Raw genomic sequence first — 21286 nt, forward strand, 5'->3', positions numbered from 1 at the left:
GGAAACCCTTTCCTGAAAACACCTTAACAAAATCTGCCGATTCTCAGATAGCCTCTAGCCTCGGCAAAAAGTTTCCTGATGATGCACGGGAACGGTACGACCCAGTTCCTGCAGCATGGTCAGCACTTCCCGCGTGCGAGCCGCCGTTTGTCCGGGAGACTTCGGATGCCGCGGCCGGTGCGGTGCCAGAAAATCGAGTCCCGAATCGTTCAATGCCGCGCGGACATCGTCGCGGGAAAGATCGTGTCCCCCAAACGAAGCGGTCACCGGCAGTTCCGGATCAAGTCGGCGGCATTGTTCCCGCAGCACCTTCAGTTCATCGGTGCTGACAAATCGGGCGTCGCGCACGTCACGCTCGTTCGCCAGGTCAAGATACCAGTTTCGATGGGATTTCAGTGCTCGGATGATCGACTCCGCCGCGCGCTGATGAGCGGCCATGTCGGGAAGGCTGCCGCCGGATTCACCGGAGACGCGGCCCCGTGTCAGCGTCACATCCACCACGATGCCGCGACGGTCGCATTCCGCCACCAGCCACTGCAGCTTCTCAAGGTACGGCAAACGCGGTGAGCCCTGAGCGTCAACCGCGGAGACGTCATTGCCAAAGCTATCCCAGGTGGCCCACAACCGCAGCCAGTTGAAACCGTGGTGCTGCAGATCATCAAGGTCCCGGGAAATCATCTGCTGCGATGCGCCCAGTCCGCCGTAGTAGCTGATTCCCAGCAGAAAGGTCGGCTGACCGTTGAGCGTAAATCGAGCCCCGTCGATCTTCAGTACGGTCTGTTGCTCCGCCGACACTTGAATCGACGCAGTCGACAGGGTGACTGCCGCTGACAGCAGTGTGATGATCGGTCTGAGAATTCTCATCGTCGACAGCTTCCGCGCGGGAGATTTCCATTCACGGCGCAGCGGCGCCACAAGGCAAAGCAGACGATCATTGTAGCTGCAGATTCACGAGGCAGAACCTGACGGAACGACGGCGCCCCGCGGCGCGAACTGTGCTTATCGATGCGAATCCAGGTCGATGTCCTGAAACCCCAGCAGTTCCAGCCATTCCGGACTCGGCGGCACAACGGTCAGTCCGACGTAGGGAATTCGGCTCAGGTAGCCTCGCAGCCGCAAATAGTTTTCGCCGACGTCGCGAGCAAACGAAGTCGGATCAGAAAGTTCCGGCACCGTGCCGCGAGAAATGTTTCGCAGGCTGACAACGCGAACGACGACGACTTCCACGTTGGTTCCGAAGCCGGCAAATTGATCGTCGCCGGTACTTTCCACAACGTGCAGGTGGGCTCGCAGCATGTCGGCGTGTTCCCACATCGACGACGTCCCGCCGTGGACTCCCCGTCTTCCCGACGAGATATCGGCGACTCCGACATAGATCGAAAAATACCCGTCGTCATCGGTGTTCGTGTTGACTCGCGTGCCGACACCCTGGCGCAGGTTCATGGCGGTTCCGGCCGCCGTAAACGATGTCAAATGGACGATCGCGCCTGCGCGGGGAATTCCACTGCGATGAACACGGCCGATCACCATCAGTCGGTGCGAATTCACTTCGGCTCTCCTCTCCTGATGCCAGTCAAATCGCGACCCAAATGCGCTTGCGCGAGGCAGCTTCCTTCGGGCAACTTACGTGCCTGTTTTGATTTCACTCTCCGGATGTCCGGGATCATTTGTTTCGCTGCGACGTTCTCACGGAGCACAGTGTGCGGATGATGAACGGCAACGTGGGCGGATTCGGCCAATTCGAATTGCGGAATGGTCGCCGCTGTCACAAATTGTCCGTGCCACCCGCTGCGGCGGCTTGCTTCGTGCGCGGGCACGGCAATTGCTTGGACTCATTCTGTGTGTTGTTTTCGAGGTGACGGGAACGTCATTGCCCGATGTAAGTTGAATGCTGCCGGACGCGTGTTCGTGTGATTCATGCCGAATCACAGTGTGCGGGTCGTCTGCGGCGGTGTTTTCTTCGGCAGTGTTGTTTTCAGCAGTTGTGTTGAATGGTGAGGAGACTTGAATGACAACGTGGACTCTTGTCGCCAATGAAACGCGGGCTCGCCTGTTTGCCTCTGACTTGTCACCTGATGATCTGACTCCAGTGCGCGATTTTTCCGCCAATGGTGCCGGACCGGAAGGTCGCTTTGCGGATGAGCTGCTTGAGTATCTGACGCTGGCTCAGAAGGAGGGCCGATTTCGTCAGCTTGCACTCGCGGCACCGTCCGGATTTTTGGATCTCCTGCGGTCGAATGCCGGGGATGACCTGAGCAACACGATTTTTCGGGCAGTTGCCGAAGACCTGACCAACAATAGTCCCCAGGAAGTTGCCCGACAAATTCATGCACCGCTGTGGATCGTCGTCGCGGATCGCGCGCGTGCGCGAGTTCTGAAGCAGGAAGCGTGCGGCGGCGATCAGCTTGTGGAAGTCTGCGATCTGGTGTCCCCCAAGTCGCAGATGAAGCCGTCGGAGGCGCAGTCGGATCGTCCGGGCCGTTTTTCTTCAGGCGGCGGTCAGCGGGAAGTGCTGGAGCCGCGCACCGACTTTCGGCACAAGACCGCGGAAGACTTCGCTGTCCACGTTGTCGATTACCTTGACCATCTGCGAACCACCAGCAGCGTTCGACGGCTGATGATCGCCGCTCCGCCGCTGTTTCTGGGAGAACTCAGAAAGAAGCTGACGCCACCAATCTCAAAACTGATCGAACGGGAAGTCGACAAGGAATGGACCAGCCTGTCGCTTCCGGAAATCGCACGCCGAGTGTTTGAATCCGGCGAGTGAATCGAATCGCCGGCGATCATTTCGATTTCAGGAGTTACCGCCATGAAGATTCTGTCGCTCTTCCTTCCCGCTGTGTTGTGCGTCGTGCTGACCGGGTGTGAGGCCGGCCCAAAATCGGAAAAGGGCTTCACGCTTCCCGACGGCGATGCGGCTCAGGGACAGGAAACCTTCGTCGCACTCAACTGCCATCACTGTCACACGGTTTCGGGTGTGGAGCTGCCGGAGCTGACCGAACCGGCAAGAACCGTCGTCCACCTTGGCGGAGAAGTCACGCGCATCAGAACCTACGGCGAACTGGTGACTTCCATCATCAACCCGTCGCACAAGCTGGCTCCGGGATACAAACCTGAAGATGTTTCGGAACAGGGTGTGTCGAAGATGACGAACTACAACGGAGTGATGACTGTCGAACAGCTCATCAACCTGGTAGCCTTTCTTCAGGCGCACTACAGGCTTCGGCCGTACGAACCGACCAACTACCCGATGTACCTTTGACCAACAGGCGTCCGGGACGCCGGTACCGCGGCCGGAACAGGCGTTTGCGGACCAACTGATTTTTTCCAGGCGTGAAAAGGACATGACAACCAGAATTCTTGTTCCCACCGACTTCTCTCCCTACGCGGCTGCCGCGGCCGACTACGCCGTCAGTCTTGCGGCGCATTCCAATGCGGAACTGCTGATTGCTCATGTCAAGCCATCGGCCGTGCTGCCACACTCGGAAGAGGACGTTGCGGATCCGCTGGAACCGGAACTTCATACGAAGCTTTCCGCCGTCGCCAGGAATTCGGTCGGCGTAGCGGTGTCCCGGCGGTTTCTGCGCGGCAATCCGGTCGACGAACTTCTGAAACTTGCCAAAGAAACCGGCGTGCGGCAGATCGTCATGGGAACGCACGGACAGACAATGGCACCGGAGAAGGCAATCGGATCAATCGCGGAAGCGGTCCTGCTGCGAGCGACCTGCCGCGTGATTCTGGTGAAAGGTGAGACGCCGGCTTGAACCGTGCCGTGCGGATCGTCGCTCCACCACCCGTCTTTCGGCCAGCTTTGGGAAGCGGCGGAGGCCCGACTTCCGTCAGATATCCCAGTCGCGCAGGAACCGCACGTGGCGTTCCAGTTCTGACCGCAGCAGCATCGCCCGGTCGATCGCGTGCGGCAGTTCGCTCATCGCGAATGGCTTGGCAAGAGCGACACAGCGTTCGGCAGAGGAGGCCGCGGAATCTTCAAACGCGTTTTCCGTCACAAAGACGGCGGCCACGGGATGCCAGCGGCGAATTACCGAAACCGCCACGGTTCCGGACATTCCCGGCAGAATGACGTCTGTGATCACCAGATCCGGCCGTGACTTCTGCGACAGGCGAACAAGTTCCTCGCCGTCCGCCACCAGGATGACGACTTCGTAGCCAAGGTGTGGCAGAACTCGGGCGAAATACTGCCGAAGTTCGTACTCGTCGTCCGCCACAGCGATCCGCAGCCGTCTGCCATCCGATGCGCTGTCCAGCACGTCTGACATCGCCATCCCCACCGTCGCCGGAAGCCGGCCCGAGGGACAATCGTGTTGCGGCGGACAGCAGTGGTCAGCGTGCAATCGGTTGGCGGCTTCGGAACGTCTTCGCCTGTGACAAAACAATTTCCACGCCCGAGGTCGGCGAATTCCCGGCGGAAAACCGTCCTCCGTGGGCATCGACAATCTGCTCGGCAATTGCCATGCCAGGACACGTTCCAAGCCGTTTCGTTGTGAAGAATGGTCCGAAAATGCTGTCCGTCTGCTGAAGATTCGGCCCGGGACCGCTGTCGCGTATCGAAATCTGAACGGCTGGCTGTGAACCAATCGGAACGTCTCTGCCTTCCACGTCGATGCGTCCCGGATTCGGACGCGCCAAAACCGCGTTCTCCAAGATTCTCGAAACTCCTGGCCAATTCGCGGGGCGTCGATGTCACAGTATGAGTCATCAGACCGCACATGTTGCGACAACTCGATCGGCTCATCGGCTGGGTGATATCGGAGCTGCCCAGTTCTGCCGCCGGAACCTCCACGGCGCGGGACAGCGCTGTCATCGTGCGACGCGTTTGGAGTGCGACGACTGGTCGTCGTTTTGCTTTTTCACTCCACATCGAAATCCAAAGCGATGCTGGATCACCGCAGTCCAATCCGAAATCCAAAGCGATGCTGGATCATCGCAGTCCAAAGCATCGCTCGTGGTTTGTCTGGCGTCGTTGGAGGAACGCAGACGTGCGACCCGAATGTCGCTACGGGACGACGTGGACCATCATCAGGTCGTGCCCTTCGCCTCCCAGCCAGTTCGTGTGGCCGACGACGACGATCTTGTTGCCGGATTTCAGAATTCCCTGATCGAGCCCCCACTGAACCACGAACTGTAGCAGCGCGTCGGCCGACTGTCGCACAAGCTTGCTCTGAATCGAAGTGACTCCCCAGTACAGGCACATTCGTCGAACGGTGTCTTCGCGGTGAGTTACCGCCAGGACAGGCACCTTTCCTCGCTGGCGCGACAGCGCCAGAGCCGTGCGGCCGGAACTGGTGGCGATCACGATCAGATCGGCGTTCAGTTGATTCGCGACGGCGGTGGCTCCCAGGGTCACGGCTTCGGTGATCGGGTTGGCTCGCCGCGATTCGTGGGTGATTCCTTCGTGATCGGGCGGGACAACAAACGGTTCGGCCTGTTCGGCGATCTTTTCCATCATGCGAACACAGGCGACCGGATTGACGCCGATCGCGGTTTCTCCCGACAGCATGACGGCATCCGTACCGTCGATGACCGCGTTGGCGACGTCGCTGACTTCGGCGCGAGTGGGCAGGTCGTTGTTCTGCATGCTGTCCAGCATCTGGGTCGCCGTGATGACGGGTATTCGAGCGTGGTTGCAGCGTCGGATGATTTCCTTCTGCAGGATCGGAACCCGGCTGATTTCCGCTTCGACACCCAGATCGCCGCGAGCCACCATGACGGCGTCGGCCGCGCCCAGAATGTTATCCAGATCAGTGATCGCTTCGCGTTTTTCGATCTTGGCGACCACCACCGGCGGAAACGCCGGCTGATGAGATTCGATCAGTTTCCGCAGTTGATCGATGTCGGAAGCCCGTCGCACGAAACTCAGGCCGATGAAATCCAGCCGGTTGTCGATCGCCCACTTCAGATCGTCCTGATCCTTTTCCGTGATCCCCGGAGTGCTTAGCGCGACGCCGGGCAGGTTGACTCCCTGGCGACTGCGAATCACGCCCGGTTCTGCCACCAGGCACGAGACCGAACTTCCGTCTTCGGCCTTTTGAGTCACCAGCATCGACACGGTGCCGTCCGCCAGCAGAATTCTGTCGCCCTGATCGACATCGTCGATCAGGCGATCGTAGGTACACGTCAGATCGGTCGGCACGGACGATTCCACGCCGCGAACGAAGCGAAAGATGCTGTCGTTCTGACACATGACTTCGCCGCCGGGAATTTCGCCCAGACGAATCTTCGGCCCGGAAAGATCGCCCAGAACTCCCGCGGGAATCGCCAGCGCCGAAGACACTCGACGGATGCGCTGCAGAATTTCGAAAAGCTGCTCGTGGCTGCCGTGAGCAAAGTTCAGCCGGAAAATGTCGACTCCCGCCAGGACCAGTCGCCGCAAAGTGTCCTCATTCTCACTGGCGGGACCGACGGTCGCGATGATCCGCGTTTTTGCGAGCTTGCGAATCTGCAGAGGAACATTCGGAGGAGGCGACATGGCGGACTTTCGAAAACTCCGGGAATTATCGGGATCCGGCGCGACTAAAGATGTACGGGAACAAACCGTTCCAGTTCTCCCGGCCGGGCCGTCGCGGGCGGTTCGATCCAGGGAATGTCTCGGCCTGCGTCATGGTATTTCTTTACGAAGGCTTTGAATTGCCTTGTGATCGCCATCAGAATCTCTCGCTCGCCGGTGCCGGCGACTTCGATTCCTTCAAGATTCGCCACACGACCGCAACGCCGTCCGTTTTCGTCGGCAACACTCAGAATCACATGGCAGTTAAACACCGGAACCGGGTCCGGCGAGTTGACGGGAAGCTGCGGCAGCGGAGAATGACTGTCGTTCATCGTGCGGACTGCATGAGTAGAAGGGCGGCGCGGCGACCGGTAGGATGTTCGTGACCAGGGTACCGGTTCAGGCGAGAAACCGGTGGAAGTCTTCCATTGTGGACAAAGTGACGAGTCCCATCCGTCGGTGATTTTCGGAGACGCGTCGCCCCGTCCTCTGCAATAACTGGTAACAACTCATCGGCTGCACGCTTTAGCTGCGTCAGTGACAACGGTATCAGCGACGGCTGTGCCAACGTTTCACGGAGAATAACAATGCTGCGACTTTCCTACACGCTGGTTCTCAGCGGCCTGCTGCTGGCAGGTTCACCGACGTTTGCCGACGACTCATCCATCGTCGACATGCGAAACAAGGCATTTCAGTTTCTGAAACTGACTCAAAACGCTGACGGGTCCTGGACCAGTGACAAGATGGTGGGAATCACCGGCCTGGTCACCGCAGCTCTGCTGAATTCCGGCCGACCCGTCGATGACCCTCAGGTCGCCGCGGGGCTGAAACATCTGGAAAGCCACATTAAGCCCGATGGAGGCATCTACGCCGTCGGGAGTCTGCACCGAAACTATGAAACATGCATCACGGTGCTGGCGTTTTCGGCAGCCAATAAAGACGGTCGCTATGCGGACGCCATCAGTCATGCCGAAGAGTTTCTGAAGGGACTGCAGTGGGACCAGGGAGAAGGCATCGAATCCTCCGATCCGGCCTGGGAGGCGGCGGTTACGGTTCTCACCAGCGTCCCGACATGTCCAACACGCAGTATCTGGTTGAAGCACTGAAGGAAGCCGGCGTCAAAGAAGACGACCCCGCCATGAAGAACGTGCTGGTGTTTCTGTCACGGTCGCAGAACCTGGAATCAGAATTCAACACCACACAGTTTGCCGGAAAAATCAACGACGGTGGCTTCTACTACACACCGGCAGCCGGTGGCGATTCGAAGGCCGGCACCACCGACAATGGCGGCCTGCGATCCTACGCCAGCATGACGTACGCGGGGCTGAAGAGTCTGATCTACGCCGGACTGGATCGTGATGACCAGCGAGTCATAGCCGCGACGGAGTGGATTCGTCGTCACTATTCGCTGGCGGAAAATCCGGGGATGGGACAGCAGGGACTGTTCTACTACTTTCACACGTTCGCCAAAACGATGAACACGCTGGGTGAAGATGAGTTCGCCGACGCGTCCGGGACTCGTCACAACTGGCGACATGAACTGATCGAACGCCTGGCCACACTGCAGCAGGCCAATGGAAGCTGGTCGAATCCGGCCGATCGGTGGCAGGAAGGGGATCCGAACCTGGTAACCGCCTACTGCCTGCTGGCACTCAGCCAATGCGAACTGAAGTCACCCGGCGAAGAGAATTAGCCGCCGTCGGCTGTTACGCGTGATTCTGAATTGCGGTTGTTTGGCGGTCCACCGTCCGTCCGTTTTGTCCTGGCCGAGGTTCGCCGGCCGGTTGTTCTGTTCGAGTGATTCCCATGCCCGTCGACAAGTCCGGTACACGCGTTCGCCAGATGTTTGGCGAAATCGCCGGGCGCTATGATTTCATGAATCACTTTCTGTCCGCCGGAACCGATATGTACTGGCGGCGGAAAACCGTTCGGTCCGTTCGGCCCTCCGGCGACGCTCCCATTCTGGACGTCTGCACCGGTACAGGAGATCTGGCGTTCGCCTGGCGCAAAGCCGCGCGATCGGATGCACAGATTCTCGCGACCGACTTTACTCACGGAATGCTGGAACGAGCCGAACGAAAACGCGGCTCGCGCGACATCATCTTCATGGAAGCGGATACTCAGGGACTGCCGTTTCCCGACGATACGTTTCAGATCGTTTCGGTGGCGTTCGGTCTCAGAAACGTCAGCAGCACCATCGGCGGGCTGGAAGAAATGACTCGCGTCGCCATGCCCGGCGGACGCGTTGTTGTGCTGGAATTTTCGCTGCCCGACAACCGAATCGTCAGCAGCGCCTACCAGTGGTACTTCCGCAATATCCTGCCGAAGCTCGGTCACCTGCTGACGCGCAACAGCCACGCCGCCTATGAATACCTGCCCCAGTCGGTGTCCGAGTTTCCCGACGGAGAACAGCTCACGCAGCTCATGGAAGAAGCCGGACTGGAACGCACGGCGTTCCAACCGCTGACCGGCGGCATTGCCACGCTGTACATCGGCCACAAACCCTCACAATCGGAACCCCGCGTGGTTTCGGAAACCGCAAAGTCAAAACATGCCGTTTGACTTTTGAAGGATTGACACAGGGTGACCGCTCCCGGCATCTTCAATCGCAGTCACTGCGTTTTCAGAAGATCACCGCGACGTGCAGTGTGCGCGGCTAGCAAGGGGGAAAAAACATGTCTGTCCGATTTCGATTGTGTCTGCTGGCATGGATTGCAGTCGTCGCCGTCAGCAAACTTGCCGGCGCGGAAGTGTTTGAGTTCGATTCCGGGTTCAAGATGGAAATCACACCCGCGGAAAAACTGCCGCTGGCTGACGAAGCCGCAGAAGCAGCAGCGGACGGTGACGAAGCCGTCGACGCCGAAAAGTGCGGCCATCAGGTCGCCGCCAAAGCTCAGGCCTACAAAAAGATCTACGACGCCATCCCGTTCAATCGAGCGGAGTACAACGTCAACCCGTCCTATCGTCACGACACCACGATGGAACTGCTGACCGGGAATGCCCGCCATCAGACCACCGTGCAGCACATCACACCGCGACTTCCGGTTCGCCGGACCGGGCCGATCAACGCGATTCCGTATCGCTACAACAATCCGAACTACGGCCTGAACTACTACTTCTACTTCCCGTACTGGAACGCCCGCGGCATCTATTGATCCGCCCGAGGTTCGTTCACCCGGAACGCACTTCTCCCTGCGCCGCATCGCCCGCGATTCCGTCTCTCCCAGCGCAGCCTCCGGAATAGGTCGCACCAGCACCGCGACGCGCGGGAGAGGCCGGACTTCGCAAGCGGCATCCTGGCTGCGCAGTCCGCTGATCCCGCGTACGCCCTGCCCCGCCGGACTTGCTGCGCTTGTTCGATCCCTCCGGCCTTCGACAGCGTTTGATCGAAATCGGGGATGTGAAGATCAGGCCTGGCGACGGGAGTTTTGTCAGGCGAAGTCGTTAGAATCCGCCTGCAAATCGAACTGTCATTCACCAGTGCGTTCCGGGCACGCTTGCGGACTTCAGGACCAGGATGCGTTTTTCTGTTGTTGGAAATCTGGCTCAGGCAATTGTGCTGCTGCAGGCGGCGCATGAGTCAGCAATCCATGAACTGACTGTCGGGTATGTCACGGGTAAGTTGAAGGACCGAGTGGCAGAATCCGGTCTTCCTTTGCGGCTGGCATCGTCGGCGGAAGATGTGCTGGTCGATGCGCAGACAGATGTGATCCTGGTCGCGGCTTCCGACGCGCAGGAGTCCGTCTATCTGGCACGGCAGGCTTCGCAGGTTGATTGCCATGTTGTCGTACTGCCTCCGAAGGATGTGTCGACCGCGTTCAGTTACGAGCTGCACCTGCTGCTGGATGAAAGTCGTCGCGGAATCATTGTTCTGTCCGGTCGGTGGTACGTCGAACCCGACAACGAAGTTACGAACCGGCGTGCTTCCGTTCGGCAGTTGGCCTTGTCGCTGCCGATTCCGGGATCTCACGACGCGTCGCTGGACCACGTACAGTTGGCGGCAATCGATGCCCTGTGCGGCTGCGGTTTTTCTTACAGTCAGGTGACAGCGATCGACGTTCGAGCGGCCGATGACGTACTGCTGTCGCGGACAATCACACTGGGTGCATCCGAGGTGGCGGAGGCAAAGCTGCCGCCGGCAACGCTGACTTTGACCGCCGGACAGACCGCCGAAGCTCCGGCCGGTGAAATCCACGTCGCATTGTTTGATGGGAAACAAGGCACTCTCCGATTCCTCGCACCGGGGAACTCCTGCGATTCCGCCACCGGAGCGAACGGATTCTCACCGACGCTGCCTGATCGATTGACAAGTGCTCTGACATCGCCGGAACAGTGCCAGACGGCGATGCGGCAGTTTTCGCATTCTCTTGAGCTGCTGGCAGGAATCGAAAAATCGCTGCGTCGCCGCAGAACGGTGGATGTGCATTCGGATGCAGCGTCAGAGCGTGGCGTTTTCAAGAGTCAGATGACGGCCATTGGCTGCGGCGTTCTGACTTACGTGACGCTGGGAATGGTTGTCTACCTGCTGATTGCTCAGGTGGCCGACCTGCCGACATGGGCTCTGCAGACAGCCAGAATCATCTGGATTGCTCCGGTGGTGATCTTTCTGCTGCTGCAGTTGCTGCTTCCGGTTGCTCGAAGCCGTAACAGCGATCAGCCGCCCGCAAACGGATAGCTGCCAACAGTCCGGAAACCTCAGTGAGACGGTTTCACAAGCTTCACCGCGCGACACATTTCTTCGGCGAACGCCTGGACTGTCTGCGCGGCAGCTTCGGCGGAATTCGTTTCGGCGATGCGACGAACAACCGCCGACCCGACGATCACGCCGTCGGCGACTCCCGCCAGGCTTGCCACCTGATCCGCTCCACTGATGCCGAAGCCTACGGCCAGCGGAAGCTGAGTCTTTCCGCGAAGTTCGACCAGTTGCTGCGAAAGTTCGGCAGGCAGTTCGTTGCGGACTCCCGTGGTTCCCGCGACGGAAATGCAGTACACGAAGCCGCTCGAAGCATCAAGGATCTGCTGCGTTCTTGCGGCAGATGTCGTCGGAGCAATCAACTGCACCAGGTCCATGCCGGCGGCCGCCGCCAGGTTGTGAACGTCCGTTGCTTCGTCGGCGGGAAGGTCGGGAACAATGAGTCCGCGGAATCCGACAGCGGCGGCTCGCTGAACAAAGTGCTCCGGTCCGTATCGGAAGATGATGGCATAGGAAACCATCGCCAGCACCGGCGGAAGTCCGGAATTCTTCAGCGATTCCATCGCCTGAAAGATCCCTTCCACCGTGATTCCCCGCTCCAGAGCTCGCGTGTAGGAAGCCTGAATCACCGGCCCGTCCGCGATCGGATCGCTGTACGGAAAACCCAGTTCAATCAGATCAACTCCCGCCCGGGACAAGGCCGTCAGCACGGCCGCGGTGGTTTTCAGATCCGGATCGCCCGCCGTAACAAACGGCATGAACGCCATCCGGCCTTCCTGTTGTGCGCGATCGAAAGCCTGTGAAATTGGTGACATGGAACGCGTCCAGGGATTCCCGTGAGGATGCTCGTCAGGCGCGCGGCAGATGAGCTGTTATCTGCCCGCGAGCCGCACGGCGCTAGCCGCGGCTGTGTTCGCTGAGAACCGGGGCTATCGCCCTGCGGCTGGCGGGTAGATTCTCATCTGCCGCACGCCTTAAGAAGTGGTGCTGCAGTTGTGGCGGAAGACTAACGGGTCAGCAGTCGTCGGCCAATCGACCACCGACGTGTCTCGCGCCGGTGCGGGACGGATCCACGTTGCAGGTAAATCGACACCTGCCGATCGCCTTACAGTCGAAAGGCGAAGGCATGACTGATGGCCCGCCAGGCTCGCGACGCCAGCGACATCGGCCGGCAGGATATCCTGGCCACGCCGGACGAATACAGCGGAGCGGTCGCTCCCGCCGATAGCGTCATCCGCACGGGGTAGCGAATCTCCGCGGGAACAAACCGATCGTCCCGCTGTCTTGCAGAAACCAACTGGTTGACGGCCAGTTCGCGGGCGACTTCTGTTCCGGGATTAGTTCCGATGATGGTCACTTGAGCGGAGACGGTATCGCCGACGCTTGACAGAAATCTCAGTTCTGCGGTTGCTTCGGGAGGGATCAGCACCACGTCTTCCTGCCGGACAAGAGCATCCGCCTGTCGAACCGAATCTTTGGCCACCCAGCACAAGAGCGTTTCGCGGTGCAGCCACGTTCCGCGATTGGCGGCGTCCAGCGGATTGCCGAACCAGAACTGCTGCGTCGCTTCGGTTGTCCGTTGGCGCGTGGTGTTTCGCTGGTTGACGACACGACCACCGGACGGGCTGACGATCCGAAGCTGGTCAATGGCCAGTCGCAGCGTCTGCAGCCGTTCCCGCGCCGACGCGATGGCGTCTTCGGCAGCCGGCAACGCGGCGCTCGCGGTGGGAATGGTTGATCTCAGGCCCAGCAATGCCGTGTGGCGAAGTTCGTGCATCTGCAGTTCGGATTCCTGTTCGACCAGCCGCCGCTGAAGGTCGGGATTCGTCAGCGTGGCAATGGTGTCTCCCGCTCTGACTTCCGTCCCGGCAGCAACCGCCGACGCCAGCCGGCCATCAACAGCGACGAAAACCGGCACGCCTCCGGAATTCAGCGTGAACGGAGCGTTCACAGAATGGGGCAGCGGAATGAACAGCACCACCAGCACAATTACGCCGAACCAGGTTAGTCCGAACGCCGCCCGTCGAGACGCGCGCTGGTCGCGGGAAAGCTGAATTCTGCGCATTCGAACGTAGTTGGCATGAACCGCGCCGACCACAAGTCCCGCCACGACGGGCACCATCAGCACGATCACGATCGCCTCCAGCCCGTGTGGTTTCAGAAACTGGTGCATCGCCCAGAAGATGACGCTCAGCACAAAGAACCGATAGATCATCGACGCGATTCCGTAGGCGATCAGGCCCAGCTTCGGCAAAGTCAGCTCCGCGGCGTCAGGAGGCAGCCGGATTCCCAGGACAACGAAGTCGAACCAGCAACCGGACAGCCGCCTGGCTTCGGTCCCCAGATTCGGCATTCGCAGCAGATCGGTCAGAACATGATACCCGTCGTACCTCAGCAGCGGATTTCCGTTGACCAGAACAGTATTGACGGATGCCACAAGTGTGACATTCAGCAGGAACAGATTCAGCGAACCGGGGATGCTGAACCGCCACAGCAGGAAGCAGACGGAAGCGATCAGCAGTTCGACCACGATCCCGGCGGCGGACACCTGAATCCGCTTCCACCGATTTCTCTGCAGCCACGTGTCGCTGACGTCGCAGTACAGCATTGGCACAAAACCGACCAGGAGGACTCCCAGTTCGTGACATTCGCCACCGTGGTGGCAGCATGTCAGGCCGTGTCCCAGTTCATGAATGATCTTGATGACAACCACAGCCGCAAACAGATACTTCAAATTGTCCAGCGTGATCAGCCGGCGAAGTTCCGGAAGCTGAACGGCAATCTTATCCGCCTGAGTCACCGCCACGAAGGCAGCCGACAGAATGATCAGCAGCATGACGGCCAGCGCCGAGGGCCGATAGATCCAGCCAAGGACCGCATCCAGTCGCTGCAGCAGAGCGTTGGGGTCGAATCCGCGAAACCGGTGACTCAGAAGCGACGACATCCTCTGCCACCTGCGCGCAGCCCGACCGCGTCGATCCTGTTCCAGCAGCAGTTCCGCGTGCCCCGGAACCGTGCTGACCAGCAACCCACTGCGGACCAGCGACATCAGGAAGGCATGCAGATTCTCCAGAGAAAACCGCACGTCCGGAAACGCCGACTGCATCGCGGTCAGAATCTGCCGCCACGACGTGCTGCCGGTCAGTAATTGCAACAGGGTCATTTCTTCCGGCAGCAGATGAAAATACTTCAGCCGCAGCGGATCCTTGACGGTCCAGCTTTCCGACGCCCCGGCATCGGTCTGGACAACCACCAGATCCGGCCTCATCCGCCAGGGAATATCCGAGTCCGCCTGCACGAAACGCACCTTCCATCGTCGCGAGAATCACAGGTACGGAACGAGATGAGCCTTTGTCTTCATCAGCCACGACTGGATTCTGTGCCGATCGCCCGGAGCCAGCGGACCAGAAACGTCCATCTCGACAACTGTCACTACGACGCTGCCTCTGCATTCCGATCTGTCACACTGCTGATTAGCGGTGACATTTGAAAAGTCTATAGAATCCCGGTTGAAGCAGACAGGTAACATCCGTCGTTGCTGATCACCCGTTGTCCGTACCGATTCAAACGCTTCGCCATTGCAACTCAGACCTGAACAAATTCATCCGTGGATTGTGGCGCACCGGGGTGTTTCCGAGCGGTGTCCCGAAAACACTCGCGCTGCCTTCGAAATGGCCGTCGCACAACAAGCCGATGCGATTGAATGCGACCTGCAACTGACGGCCGACGGTCATGTCATCGTCTGCCATGATCCGACGCTGGATCGCTACGGTCACGCCGGCGTGCAGATCAGCCAGTCGACGCTTGCCGAGCTGCAGACGCTGGATGTCGGCAGTTGGTTCGGAAAGCAGTTTGCCGATCAGCGGCTGATGACGCTCAACGAGCTGCTGGCCGACTTTGGAAGCCGGATTCCGCTGTTTCTGGAACTGAAGGCCGAACAACTTTCCTCAGCGCAATGCGATCAATTCGTCCGCGAAGTGGTGGAACAGGCCTGTCAGTTTCCGAAACAGAATGATGTCGCGTTTCTTGCGTTCGATCCGGCAGTACTTGCGCGGCTTCACACTCTGGCTCCGCAGGCGAATTTGGTGCTGAACACGGAAGATCCGCAGGACGTTTCCGTTAACGAACCGATTTCGCTGGACTTGCTGTTCGGAGTCGACGGCAACATCGATCGAATGTCACGGGAAACAGTGCAGTGGCTTCACGATCGAAACCTGGTCGCTTTGAGCTACACGTGCAACAGCGAAACGGATGTGCTGGCGGCACGGGAATGTGGCGTCGACGCAATCATCACAAACGATCCCGAACGAACTCGCGAGATACTTAGCGAACATGGACGCTCCGGCCGTGCATCGTGACCCCCGTCTGCTGACGAATCAGGCGTTTGACGTCGTCGTTGTGGGAGGCGGCATCTACGGCAGTTGGATGGCGTTTCATGCTGCGGTCGCCGGATTGAAGGTTGCTCTGATCGAAAAATCCGACTGGGGCAGCGCGACGTCGTCCGCGTCATCGAAACTGCTGCACGGCGGACTGCGGTACCTGGAACGTTACGAATTCGGCCTCGTTCGCAAATCGCTTCGGGAACGCCGTGAACTCAGTCAGCGGCTTCCTCATCAGGTTCGGCCGCTGCGATTTCTGGTGCCGGTGTACCGCGATACGCGAGTCGGCCGGTGGCGAATGAACGCTGGCCTGTGGCTGTACGACAGACTCGCCGGACGACGTCAGCCCGTGGGTGCCCACGAGTGGTTCTCCGCGCCGGACTTTCTGAAGCTGCTGCCGTCTCTGAAGAATGATGCGTTACTCGGCGGCTACAGCTACGGAGACTGCGGGACCGACGACGCTCGCCTTGTGCTGGAAATCGTGGCGTCCGCGATCCGAGCGGGGGCGGTTGCCTGTCACTATGTGAAGGCGGACGAACTGCTGACGGCGAACGGCCGCGCAACCGGAGTCCGCGTGACCGATCTGGAATCGGGAAGCCGGTTCGACGTGACCGGATCAATCGTCATCAATGCCGCCGGCCCGTGGGTCAACCGCCAATTCGGACGAACCAACGACAATGCGTCACCGAACCCGGCCGGATCGCACATTCCGGAAAGCGCGGTTCGGCTGACAAAAGGCGTTCACCTGGTGATGCCGGCGCTGGAATCGCCGCATGCCGTGCTGCTGACTTCGAAGAGCGACGGTCGCGTCTTCTTTTTGATTCCCTGGTACGGACGCACGCTGCTGGGAACAACGGACACTGACTTTCACGGCGACCCTGAATCGGTATCCGTGGAAATGTCCGACATTGATTATCTGCTTTCGGCGGCCAACAGCTATCTGCAGATTCCCTGGACACACGACGATATCCACGGTTCGTTCGCGGGACTTCGCACGCTGCAGGAGGAAGCGGGCCGAAAGGCATCGGGTGTGTCGCGCGAATGGTTGTTCGAAGAAACGGTACCGGGCCTGTGGACGTCGATCGGCGGGAAGCTGACGTCGGCGCGAGTGGACGCGATTGAAGCCGTCGATCGCATTCTGGCATCGCTGAAACGTCCGCGACATCACGCGTTTCCGGAACAAGAGATGGCGTGGTGTCCTGACGGTCGGTTTTTCGACTGGCTGCGTCAGACGTGTTCGGAAGCGGAAGCCGCGGGACTCGACGCGGAAACTGCCACGGAATGTGCTCGCCGCCACGGTGCCCGCATGGCCGACATCATCGCTCTCGTGAAAACGTCACCGGACCTGGCGGCACGAATTGTCAGGGACCTGCCGTTCTGCCGAGCCGAAGTCGTTCACGCCGCGCGAAGTGAAATGGTGCGGACACTGGTCGATCTTCTTCGCCGTCGAATTCCACTGCTTATCCTGACACGGCTGACTCAGGAGACAATCACCGACGTCTGCGATCTGGCCGCTCCCGAACTTGGCTGGGATGCCGCTCGCTGCGCGCAGGAAGTGGCCACCGTGAACAGCCTGACGACAGCCAACCGTGCCTGATGCTTTGTCAGCACGAAATTGATGAGTTGTGTGGCACTGGCTTTGCCAGTGGTTTCCGCAGCGCAGGCGCACTGGCACTGGCTGTGCCACACAACAAGACATTTCCGCCGGGACACAGGCGTTGCATCAGCCGAGTATTGATTGATTGGCCGGTCGCGGTATTCGGGTGCGATTCGGGAGGGCGAGGCTCCTGCCGAGCCGCGTGTGCCACAGGACGTCCGCAGCGACTCGGCGGGAGTCTCGCGCACCCGAGCAATGACGCGGCTCAGACCACACACCGGTCCTATTCGCGACCGCGAAGCGGGTGACGGCCGGCGTCGTCGGATTCATTGCTGCCCAGCGCGATTCTGGCGGCAGTTGAGACTCGCACCAGCAGCGTTCCGGCCTTCAGCACCGACATCGCGGCGAAAACCACCACACCGGCTTCAACAACCTGCCGGTTCAGCGCGACAAAGACGGCGATGACCATCAGCAGCAGACCCGACCCCACCAGCAGCCAGCCCACCGTTTCACGAATGTACAGAAACACCACCGGACTCCTGTGTCGGGGAAGGAACAGATTTCGAGGAATCAGCTTTGACGGACCTGGCCGCCGAACGTCGACGATGTTTCAGTTTGCGAAGCACGATCATTCGGAGGTCTCGATGATTCCAGTGCAGAAACACGCCGCGAAGATAGATGCGAGCCTGCGCGGGCGACAGCGTTCGCCATGCCAGGTGATTCAGCGTGATGGAGCCGATCAGCCAGACGGCCGTCAGGATCAATGCCACGATGATTGCTCTCAGCAGGTTCGGCCGCAGGCGAAACGTCGCCATGGCGTCGGTATCGGACGGAATCAGGGACAGAAACATCCACGCCGACAACACGCACACCACAGCTTTTGTTCCGCATGCGAACGCGGCGTCAAGCGACACGGTGCTCGTCGATCGCCCCGGAGAGTGACGGCCGGCGAAGTACGCCTTCAGCAGACTTCGAAGGCCCGGCAGTCCCGTCGACCGGGCAACTGTTCGAAACCGTGCCGTTGAAAGAAGCAGCAGCATTGCCAGTGATGCGTCATACACCGCTCCGAGATCGGCGCCGCGCAGCCGCTGCGGTTCGCGGAAGAACAGGTCCACCAGCATCAGAAACAGCAGGACTCCGCTGATGCCGTTTTTCAGTGTCAGCACAACCATCGCCAGAAACAGAAGCTTCAGCGGAATTTCCAGTATGGAGCCGCCCAGCGGAGGCCCGGAAAACGCGGAAAGCGAATACAGCAGTCCCACTGCAAGCGCTATCAGCAGATTGGCCATCGCTATATGCAGAGAACTCCGAAGTTCGGAATCAGGTGAGACTGGACGCATCAGCGGCTCCTTCCGGCGACGGATCGCCCCCGGCCGGCCAGTTCGGCTTCCGCCAGCACGATCGCGGTCGCGCGAGGCGGGCCGGCGAATGCCACGGACGCTCCCGTCCTGCGCAGTTGCCGTCGGACGCGCGATGCGAACTCCACCGTCCGCAGATGTTCCGCTCGACGAAACACGTCTGCTGCATTTTCGATCGGTGCCGAGGGAAATTCGTCGCCCGGCCGCAGACCGGTTGGTGTCGGCGAAATGAAGACCACGCGATGGTGACGGCCCATCGCCATCTTCACCGCCGGCATCATTTCCTCCAGGCTGTCGGCACTGCTGATCAGATCCGCCAGAATCACAAACACCTCGTTGTCCCGCGCGCGGGCGACCGATTTGGTCAGTTGCTGACTGACGGCACGCAGCCGCGAATTCGATCTGTCTCCGGTGCCCGTGTTGCGACCGGACGGCATCGTCACCCAGGCCAGTCCCGAATTCTGCAGAAACCGGCACGACACGGTTCCCATCATCCGGTCGTCGTGAACCATTCGAATGATGTCGAACAAAGACAGACCGAACAGTTCCGCCAGGACGTTCGCCAGCAGACTTCGCTGATACCGATCGCGGCGTTTCTTCGGCCGCAGCGGCAGCCAGGTAAACGGAGGCTGATTGATTCGGTCGTCCAGCAGTTCCGGATACCGTTCGCGGCATACCGCTAAAGCGCTGGCCATCAGACCCGGCGTCAGTGAAATTTGCGGCAGCGTATTGTGTTCCGCGAAGTCACTCATCGCTTCCAGCAGTCGATAGAACGCGCGTTCTCCCGTGCCGGCGGGAAGCCGCTTCGAACCGCTTTCATCCATCAGCACGGCGGCGATCGGATCGCCGATGGACACGCATGCGCGAGCGATGCTGGCCCCGGTGAACAGCGACTGGTCCAGCAGTCGCTTCCCGAAGCCGCCGGCTCGCGAAGACGCGAAACCGTCGATCAGCAGGTTCACGCGAACGGGAACTTCGGATTCGTACTGTCGCGTCATCAGCCGATCGCGGCGAGCCGATACTTTCCACGCGATTGCCTTCGGCGGATCACCCGGCTGATATTCCCGCAGTTCCAGCAGTTCCGAGCCAAACCCGGATCGCTGCAGTCGATGGACGCCGTGCTGCGGAAGTGAGTTGATGCGTTTGACTCCCGGACGCATGTCGCCGACGGAAACGAACGTCGGATACACGCGATACGACCGGTCTTCACGAATCAGCCGCTCCACAACAAACAGTCCCGCCGGGTCGGACAGCCGCACATGAATTCCCGGAAAGGCGACTCGCCCGGCGGCACGAATGCAGCACTCATACTTCAGCAGCACCGAATCCGCTCCGCTGCAGACGGACACGGAAGAATTGCCGGACAGCGGTTGAAACGTGTCCGGCAGAACATCACGAAATGTCGTCAGCGGCGGAATGCGGCGACCTGTGGACGAAATCATAACTTCAACGCGAAGCGGCCGGTCTGCCCACAGCACCGGTTGATGCAGCGTGCGCCCGTTCAAAGTGCGGTCGCAGGAAACAATCGGCCACATCACGCGGGCCTTCACCATCAGAGAACACCAGGCAGAGAATACCCAGATCAGCACAGCCAGCGATACCAGGGACAGCGTCGGCTGGTAACGCAGGATCCCCAGCAGCAGACCGCCCATCGCCGAAACAATCAGGATGCGAGCGCGATTTGTCATCGCTTCGGAGTGCTTTCGGAAGGCGCCGGTGTCACACCCAGAACCGGGACGGATGCGATGACTTCCTCGACGATCTGCCGGGGAGTGCGGCCGTCCATTTCGGCTTCGGGACGAAGAATAATGCGGTGCCCGAGAACCGGCAGCGCGACGGCCTGCACGTCTTCGTGAGTCAGGTAGTCGCGGCGGTAAAGCAGCGCACGAACTCGCGCGGCCTTCATCAGATTGATGGCGGCTCGCGGGCTGCCGCCGAGTGCCAGGTCCGCGTGTTGGCGGCTGCTGCGGACCAGATCGATGATGTACTCGCGAAGTTCCTGCGTGCAGAACACGGAATCGATCTGCTTCTGAATCAACAGCACTTCATCCGCGCTGGCCACGGGTTCGGGAGTCACAATGTCGCGGCTGTGAAGTTCCAGCATCGCAACTTCCGCTTCGCGCAGCGGGTAGCCGACTTCCACACGAAACAGGAACCGGTCAAGCTGAGCTTCCGGAAGCCGATAGACTCCCTCCTGTTCAATCGGATTCTGAGTCGCCAGGACCATAAACGGAGCGGGCAGCGGCAGTGTCGTGCCTTCGATCGTCACCTGATTTTCCTGCATCGCTTCCAGCAGCGCCGACTGCGTTCTGGCGGGAGCTCGGTTCAATTCGTCGGCCAGCAGCAGTTGACAGAATATTGGTCCCCTGCGAAGGATAAAATCGCTGGTGGCGCGGTCCAGCACCTGCGTGCCGGTGACGTCGGAGGGAAGCAGGTCCGGCGTAAACTGCACACGCTCGTAATCGATCCCCAGCACTGTGGAAAACGTGCGGCACAGGGTCGTCTTGGCGGTGCCCGGCACGCCTTCCAGCAGCACGTGTCCGCCGGCCAGCAGTGCCATCAGCAGTTGTTCGGTCACGGCGTCCAGGCCCACAACCACCTGGCCGATCGCCGCCAGCGTCTGAGTTCGAAGCTGACTGACACGGTTCGGAAGGTCTCTGATGGCGGAATCGTTCACGGTGCGCTGAAAGTCCGGCTACGAGGCTGAGAATCCTCCTGGCAAATCAGTGGCGTCGATCGTTCCGTGATCCGGCG

General features: G+C 60.0%; 21 protein-coding genes. 10 read left to right on the plus strand and 11 right to left on the minus strand.

The features are described from left to right. Nucleotides 1-54: 54 nt before the first annotated feature. The gene (locus R3C19_13800; GenBank protein ID MEZ6061413.1) at nucleotides 55-864 is read right to left on the minus strand and encodes a hypothetical protein; all 810 of its coding nucleotides are present in this window, start codon (nucleotides 862-864) and stop codon (nucleotides 55-57) included. A gap of 135 nt (nucleotides 865-999) precedes the next feature. After that, complete coding sequence (locus tag R3C19_13805; protein MEZ6061414.1) at nucleotides 1000-1548, minus strand: hypothetical protein; 549 nt, start codon at nucleotides 1546-1548, stop codon at nucleotides 1000-1002. Between the two features lie 460 nt (nucleotides 1549-2008). On the opposite strand from R3C19_13805, the gene R3C19_13810 reads away from it, so the two are divergent. The 3 genes from R3C19_13810 to R3C19_13820 all read left to right on the plus strand — a co-directional run bounded on the left by R3C19_13810 (nucleotide 2009) and on the right by R3C19_13820 (nucleotide 3764). Continuing rightward, nucleotides 2009-2767 (plus strand): host attachment protein, encoded by a 759-nt coding sequence (locus tag R3C19_13810; protein MEZ6061415.1) that lies wholly within the window; start codon nucleotides 2009-2011, stop codon nucleotides 2765-2767. 42 nt (nucleotides 2768-2809) lie between these two features. Beyond that, a complete protein-coding gene (locus tag R3C19_13815) occupies nucleotides 2810-3262 on the plus strand; it encodes a hypothetical protein (GenBank protein MEZ6061416.1) in 453 nt (150 codons plus the stop codon). An 82-nt stretch (nucleotides 3263-3344) separates the two neighbouring features. Continuing rightward, on the plus strand, nucleotides 3345-3764 hold the full coding sequence (locus tag R3C19_13820; GenBank protein MEZ6061417.1) for a universal stress protein: 420 nt from the start codon (nucleotides 3345-3347) through the stop codon (nucleotides 3762-3764). Nucleotides 3765-3839: 75 nt separating this feature from the next. On the opposite strand, the gene R3C19_13825 is transcribed toward R3C19_13820, so the two are convergent. The 3 genes from R3C19_13825 to R3C19_13835 form a co-directional block, all read right to left on the minus strand. Further along, the gene (locus R3C19_13825) at nucleotides 3840-4277 is read right to left on the minus strand and encodes a response regulator (GenBank protein ID MEZ6061418.1); all 438 of its coding nucleotides are present in this window, start codon (nucleotides 4275-4277) and stop codon (nucleotides 3840-3842) included. A 737-nt stretch (nucleotides 4278-5014) separates the two neighbouring features. Further along, nucleotides 5015-6487, minus strand: coding sequence for a pyruvate kinase (gene pyk, locus R3C19_13830; protein ID MEZ6061419.1), 1473 nt, complete (start codon nucleotides 6485-6487; stop codon nucleotides 5015-5017). Nucleotides 6488-6531: 44 nt separating this feature from the next. Beyond that, nucleotides 6532-6837, minus strand: a complete 306-nt coding sequence (locus tag R3C19_13835) for a hypothetical protein (GenBank protein ID MEZ6061420.1) — start codon at nucleotides 6835-6837, stop codon at nucleotides 6532-6534. Between the two features lie 255 nt (nucleotides 6838-7092). Between R3C19_13835 and R3C19_13840 the strand changes: the two genes are divergently transcribed. The 5 genes from R3C19_13840 (at nucleotide 7093) to R3C19_13860 (ending at nucleotide 11180) form a co-directional block, all read left to right on the plus strand. Continuing rightward, nucleotides 7093-7611: a hypothetical protein gene (locus tag R3C19_13840; GenBank protein MEZ6061421.1), complete on the plus strand. Its 519-nt coding sequence runs from the start codon at nucleotides 7093-7095 to the stop codon at nucleotides 7609-7611. Further along, on the plus strand, nucleotides 7578-8198 hold the full coding sequence (locus R3C19_13845) for a hypothetical protein (GenBank protein MEZ6061422.1): 621 nt from the start codon (nucleotides 7578-7580) through the stop codon (nucleotides 8196-8198). The genes R3C19_13840 and R3C19_13845 overlap by 34 nt, the downstream gene beginning before the upstream one ends. Nucleotides 8199-8311: 113 nt before the next feature. Continuing rightward, nucleotides 8312-9067: a bifunctional demethylmenaquinone methyltransferase/2-methoxy-6-polyprenyl-1,4-benzoquinol methylase UbiE gene (gene ubiE / locus R3C19_13850; protein MEZ6061423.1), complete on the plus strand. Its 756-nt coding sequence runs from the start codon at nucleotides 8312-8314 to the stop codon at nucleotides 9065-9067. A 113-nt stretch (nucleotides 9068-9180) separates the two neighbouring features. After that, on the plus strand, nucleotides 9181-9660 hold the full coding sequence (locus R3C19_13855; protein ID MEZ6061424.1) for a hypothetical protein: 480 nt from the start codon (nucleotides 9181-9183) through the stop codon (nucleotides 9658-9660). Between the two features lie 362 nt (nucleotides 9661-10022). Next, a complete protein-coding gene (locus R3C19_13860) occupies nucleotides 10023-11180 on the plus strand; it encodes a hypothetical protein (GenBank protein MEZ6061425.1) in 1158 nt (385 codons plus the stop codon). Nucleotides 11181-11200: 20 nt separating this feature from the next. Here the strand turns inward: R3C19_13860 and trpA are convergent, their stop codons facing one another. Together trpA and R3C19_13870 are read right to left on the minus strand one after the other, a co-directional pair. After that, nucleotides 11201-12013, minus strand: coding sequence for a tryptophan synthase subunit alpha (trpA, locus tag R3C19_13865; GenBank protein ID MEZ6061426.1), 813 nt, complete (start codon nucleotides 12011-12013; stop codon nucleotides 11201-11203). Nucleotides 12014-12303: 290 nt separating this feature from the next. After that, a complete protein-coding gene (locus R3C19_13870; GenBank protein ID MEZ6061427.1) occupies nucleotides 12304-14496 on the minus strand; it encodes a hypothetical protein in 2193 nt (730 codons plus the stop codon). A gap of 316 nt (nucleotides 14497-14812) precedes the next feature. Between R3C19_13870 and R3C19_13875 the strand changes: the two genes are divergently transcribed. Together R3C19_13875 and R3C19_13880 are read left to right on the plus strand one after the other, a co-directional pair. Continuing rightward, nucleotides 14813-15556 (plus strand): glycerophosphodiester phosphodiesterase family protein, encoded by a 744-nt coding sequence (locus R3C19_13875; protein ID MEZ6061428.1) that lies wholly within the window; start codon nucleotides 14813-14815, stop codon nucleotides 15554-15556. Then, nucleotides 15546-17174 carry a glycerol-3-phosphate dehydrogenase/oxidase gene (locus R3C19_13880; GenBank protein ID MEZ6061429.1) on the plus strand — a complete coding sequence of 543 codons (1629 nt, stop codon included), beginning with the start codon at nucleotides 15546-15548 and terminating at the stop codon, nucleotides 17172-17174. Before R3C19_13875 ends, R3C19_13880 begins: the two co-directional genes overlap by 11 nt. Nucleotides 17175-17457: 283 nt before the next feature. Here R3C19_13880 and R3C19_13885 read toward each other — a convergent pair whose 3' ends face one another. The 4 genes from R3C19_13885 to R3C19_13900 are packed head-to-tail and all read right to left on the minus strand — an operon-like array spanning nucleotide 17458 to nucleotide 21209. Beyond that, nucleotides 17458-17703: a hypothetical protein gene (locus tag R3C19_13885; GenBank protein MEZ6061430.1), complete on the minus strand. Its 246-nt coding sequence runs from the start codon at nucleotides 17701-17703 to the stop codon at nucleotides 17458-17460. Next, entirely contained in the window at nucleotides 17684-18514 is an 831-nt protein-coding gene (locus R3C19_13890; GenBank protein ID MEZ6061431.1) for a hypothetical protein, read from the minus strand. The genes R3C19_13885 and R3C19_13890 overlap by 20 nt, the downstream gene beginning before the upstream one ends. After that, a complete protein-coding gene (locus R3C19_13895) occupies nucleotides 18514-20220 on the minus strand; it encodes a DUF58 domain-containing protein (GenBank protein MEZ6061432.1) in 1707 nt (568 codons plus the stop codon). Before R3C19_13895 ends, R3C19_13890 begins: the two co-directional genes overlap by 1 nt. Then, nucleotides 20217-21209, minus strand: coding sequence for a MoxR family ATPase (locus R3C19_13900; GenBank protein MEZ6061433.1), 993 nt, complete (start codon nucleotides 21207-21209; stop codon nucleotides 20217-20219). The genes R3C19_13895 and R3C19_13900 overlap by 4 nt, the downstream gene beginning before the upstream one ends. Between the last annotated feature and the right edge of the window lie 77 nt (nucleotides 21210-21286).

The sequence above is a fragment of the Planctomycetaceae bacterium genome (assembly GCA_041398785.1).
Classification (GTDB): Bacteria; Planctomycetota; Planctomycetia; order Planctomycetales; family Planctomycetaceae; genus JAWKUA01.

Coding starts and splice junctions, on each gene's coding strand:
- R3C19_13810 (MEZ6061415.1), top strand. CDS start 2,009: ATGACAACGTGGACTCTTGTCGCCAATGAAACGCGGGCTCGCCTGTTT.
- R3C19_13845 (MEZ6061422.1), top strand. CDS start 7,578: ATGTCCAACACGCAGTATCTGGTTGAAGCACTGAAGGAAGCCGGCGTC.
- R3C19_13825 (MEZ6061418.1), bottom strand. CDS start 4,277: ATGTCAGACGTGCTGGACAGCGCATCGGATGGCAGACGGCTGCGGATC.
- R3C19_13820 (MEZ6061417.1), top strand. CDS start 3,345: ATGACAACCAGAATTCTTGTTCCCACCGACTTCTCTCCCTACGCGGCT.
- R3C19_13800 (MEZ6061413.1), bottom strand. CDS start 864: ATGAGAATTCTCAGACCGATCATCACACTGCTGTCAGCGGCAGTCACC.
- R3C19_13860 (MEZ6061425.1), top strand. CDS start 10,023: ATGCGTTTTTCTGTTGTTGGAAATCTGGCTCAGGCAATTGTGCTGCTG.
- R3C19_13855 (MEZ6061424.1), top strand. CDS start 9,181: ATGTCTGTCCGATTTCGATTGTGTCTGCTGGCATGGATTGCAGTCGTC.
- pyk (MEZ6061419.1), bottom strand. CDS start 6,487: ATGTCGCCTCCTCCGAATGTTCCTCTGCAGATTCGCAAGCTCGCAAAA.
- R3C19_13835 (MEZ6061420.1), bottom strand. CDS start 6,837: ATGAACGACAGTCATTCTCCGCTGCCGCAGCTTCCCGTCAACTCGCCG.
- R3C19_13890 (MEZ6061431.1), bottom strand. CDS start 18,514: ATGCGTCCAGTCTCACCTGATTCCGAACTTCGGAGTTCTCTGCATATA.
- trpA (MEZ6061426.1), bottom strand. CDS start 12,013: ATGTCACCAATTTCACAGGCTTTCGATCGCGCACAACAGGAAGGCCGG.
- R3C19_13840 (MEZ6061421.1), top strand. CDS start 7,093: ATGCTGCGACTTTCCTACACGCTGGTTCTCAGCGGCCTGCTGCTGGCA.
- R3C19_13895 (MEZ6061432.1), bottom strand. CDS start 20,220: ATGACAAATCGCGCTCGCATCCTGATTGTTTCGGCGATGGGCGGTCTG.
- ubiE (MEZ6061423.1), top strand. CDS start 8,312: ATGCCCGTCGACAAGTCCGGTACACGCGTTCGCCAGATGTTTGGCGAA.
- R3C19_13815 (MEZ6061416.1), top strand. CDS start 2,810: ATGAAGATTCTGTCGCTCTTCCTTCCCGCTGTGTTGTGCGTCGTGCTG.